Genomic DNA, 3300 nt, shown 5'->3' on the forward strand with positions numbered 1-3300 from the left:
GGGTCTTGCCCCAAAATCACCACTTTCACCTGATCCAGCGGTGTTGCTTCCAACGCATGAAACCAATGAGTGGAATGTGGATAAATCACCTTATGCTGTGCTTTCTGCTCCTGTAGAAACTGCTTCAGGTTCAGCATATACGGTTGCTCAAACTCCCCATCCAGATAGTGTTGCCAGCTTGGCGCTGCTTCCAGAACCATATGATCAGGACTCCCCACAATTCTTATTAATCAGATCCGCTTTGGTCAGCACTTTTCTGTGCCAGATCGAATAGTACCGCACTTTACCCGGCGCGTGAGAGACGATACCCGAAATCAAAATAACCAGCAGGTAGATGCCAGACTGTGGCTCATCAAATAACCAGAACACGCTGGATAGCAGAAAGAGTTTGAGAAAAATGGCATGCCCACGAAGCTGCAGCAACCAGATTCCATCCACATATACGGCGATAAATGCCATCAATGATCCACTGATCACCGCCAGCCACAAATACCCGCTCCACTCGCTGTGCGGCAGGTGAAAAAGGTATGCCCCAGCCAACCCTGCAATACCAATAAGATGCAAAGTCCGTAAACCGATACTCAACCAGCGCCTGCCGGGTAGATCACGTTTCTCTATGGGAAATAACCAGCTCATGATTTTAATCCTTTTTCTGCCTGTTTCTTCTATCCAGCACCCTGCCACCAGATAGAAAAAAGGCCGCCTTAAGGCAGCCTTTTTCATCACACAACCCAGCTCTAATTTCGCTTAGTTACGTGGACGCATTGCCGGGAACAGGATGACGTCACGGATAGACGGAGAGTCGGTGAACAGCATGACCAGACGGTCAATACCAATACCTTCACCCGCAGTCGGTGGCAGACCGTATTCCAGTGCGTTGATGTAGTCTGCATCGTAATGCATCGCTTCATCATCACCGGCATCTTTCTCAGCAACCTGCGCCTGGAAACGCTCAGCCTGATCTTCAGAGTCGTTCAACTCCGAGAAACCATTGGCCAGCTCACGACCCGCAACGAAGAATTCGAAACGGTCGGTCACAAACGGGTTGTCGTCGCTGCGACGCGCCAGCGGAGAGACTTCAGTTGGGTATTCAGTGATGAAGGTTGGCTGATCCAAACGGTGCTCAACAGTCTTCTCAAAGATCTCGATCTGTACTTTACCCAGCCCCCAGCTGTCTTTCACTTCGATATCCAGACGCTCAGCAATCTGACGGGCAGCGTGATCGTCGGCCAGCGCTTCAGCGGTGATATCCGGGTTGTAGTGCAAAATGGAGTCAAATACGCTCAGGCGCAGGAACGGCTTAGCCATGTCGTATTCGAACGTTTCCAGCACGTCACCCGCATCGTTACGTACGGTGTTCACGATGGTGGTCGTACCCAGTACATCCTGCGCAACGGTGCGCAGCATATCTTCGGTCAGGTCCATCAGGTCACGGTAGTCCGCATACGCCTGATAGAACTCGATCATGGTAAATTCCGGGTTGTGACGGGTGGAAAGACCTTCGTTACGGAAGTTACGGTTGATCTCGAACACACGCTCAAAACCACCGACAACCAAACGCTTCAGGTACAGTTCCGGCGCGATACGCAGGAACATGTCGCGATCCAGTGCATTGTGGTGAGTGACAAACGGACGTGCGGTCGCGCCGCCCGGAATCACCTGCAACATCGGCGTTTCTGCTTCAATGAAGCGACGCTCGGTCAGGTAATTACGGATACCGGATACGATCTTAGAACGCATCTCGAACACTTTGCGTGACTGTTCGTTGGTGATCAGATCCACGTAACGCTGGCGATAACGAATTTCTGTATCCTGCAGACCTTTGTGTTTGTCTGGCAGCGGACGCAGGTTCTTGGTCAGCAGCTCGTACTCGCCCATATCAACATACAGGTCACCTTTACCGGACTTGTGCAGTACACCGGTCACACCGATGATGTCACCCAGATCCAGGCTTTTAGCGAATTTACGCGCTTCTTTGTTCACGTAGAACTGGATACGACCGGTCATATCCTGAATTACACCAAACGCACCACGGTTCAGCATGACGCGACCGGCGATGCTCACCTTGATACCTGCTTCGGCCAGCTCTTCTTTGGTCTTATCGCCATACTCATCCTGCAGATCCTGCGCGTAGCTATCGCGGCGGAAGCTGTTTGGGAAAGCATTACCTTCTTCACGGCGCGCGTTCAGTTTTTCACGGCGCTCGGCAATCAGGCGATTTTCGTCTTGCGGCTGAGAGTTGTCAGACATTGAGTCAAAACCTTTTGAGAATTCGTTTCGTGTAACTTACAGACCAGCCTTCAGGCTCGCCTCAATAAACAAGTCCAGATCACCGTCCAGTACCTTGTCACAGTTGGAAGACTGCACATTGGTACGCAGATCCTTGATGCGCTGATCATCCAGTACATATGAACGGATCTGGCTGCCCCAGCCGATATCCGCTTTATTATCTTCCTGTTCCTGTGCCGCTTCGCTACGTTTCAGCATCTCCATCTCGTAGAGTTTTGCTCGCAGCTGCTTCATACAGGTGTCTTTGTTCTGGTGCTGGGAGCGCTGGCTCTGGGACTGCACCACAATACCGGACGGTCCGTGGGTAATACGTACCGCAGACTCAGTTCGGTTGACGTGCTGACCACCTGCACCGGATGCGCGGTAAACGTCAACACGCAGGTCGGCCGGATTGATTTCAATATCAATATTGTCGTCAATTTCTGGCGATACGAAGACAGAAGAGAATGACGTATGACGACGACCGCCGGAGTCAAATGGTGATTTACGCACCAGACGGTGAACACCGGTTTCGGTACGCAACCAACCGAAAGCATATTCGCCCTCAAAACGGATCGTCGCAGACTTGATACCCGCGACATCACCCGCAGAGACTTCCAGCAGCTCGGTTTTAAAACCTTTGTCTTCACCCCAACGCAGATACATACGCAGCATCATGTTGGCCCAGTCCTGGGCTTCAGTACCACCGGAACCGGCCTGAATATCCAGGAAGGCATTATTGCCGTCGGCTTCGCCAGAGAACATACGACGGAACTCGAGGGTTTCCAGCTTGGCCATCAGCCCCGCGACTTCTTCCTCAACTTCAGCTGCAGTGTCTTCGTCGTCCTCTTCCACTGCCATATCCAGCAGATCACGCGCATCGACAACACCGGTTTCCAGATCATCTACCGTGGAAACAACGCCTTCCAGCGTGGAGCGTTCTTTACCCAGCTTCTGGGCATTTTCAGGCTCGTTCCACACAGCCGGATCTTCCAGCTCGCGCTCAACCTCTTCCAGACGTTCTTTCTTACC

The 3300-nt window shown here is 52.1% G+C and carries 3 protein-coding genes and 1 pseudogene; all 4 read right to left on the reverse strand.

The annotated features are described in order from the left end of the window. Positions 1–200, reverse strand: a pseudogene (locus ABYW01_RS17350) (uracil-DNA glycosylase); the annotation flags it as partial. Positions 201–204: 4 nt separating this feature from the next. Beyond that, the gene (locus ABYW01_RS17355) at positions 205–636 is read right to left on the reverse strand and encodes a hypothetical protein (RefSeq protein ID WP_372835167.1); all 432 of its coding nucleotides are present in this window, start codon (positions 634–636) and stop codon (positions 205–207) included. A gap of 111 nt (positions 637–747) precedes the next feature. Beyond that, a complete protein-coding gene (gene lysS / locus ABYW01_RS17360) occupies positions 748–2250 on the reverse strand; it encodes a lysine--tRNA ligase (RefSeq protein WP_372835170.1) in 1503 nt (500 codons plus the stop codon). A gap of 36 nt (positions 2251–2286) precedes the next feature. Then, positions 2287–3300: peptide chain release factor 2 (prfB, locus tag ABYW01_RS17365; RefSeq protein ID WP_372835172.1), on the reverse strand; the 1014-nt coding region annotated here is incomplete at its 5' end.

Origin of the sequence: Pontibacterium sp. (assembly GCF_041587635.1) — a bacterium.
GTDB lineage: Bacteria > Pseudomonadota > Gammaproteobacteria > Pseudomonadales > Balneatricaceae > Pontibacterium.

Coding starts and splice junctions, on each gene's coding strand:
- ABYW01_RS17355 (WP_372835167.1), bottom strand. CDS start 636: ATGAGCTGGTTATTTCCCATAGAGAAACGTGATCTACCCGGCAGGCGC.
- lysS (WP_372835170.1), bottom strand. CDS start 2,250: ATGTCTGACAACTCTCAGCCGCAAGACGAAAATCGCCTGATTGCCGAG.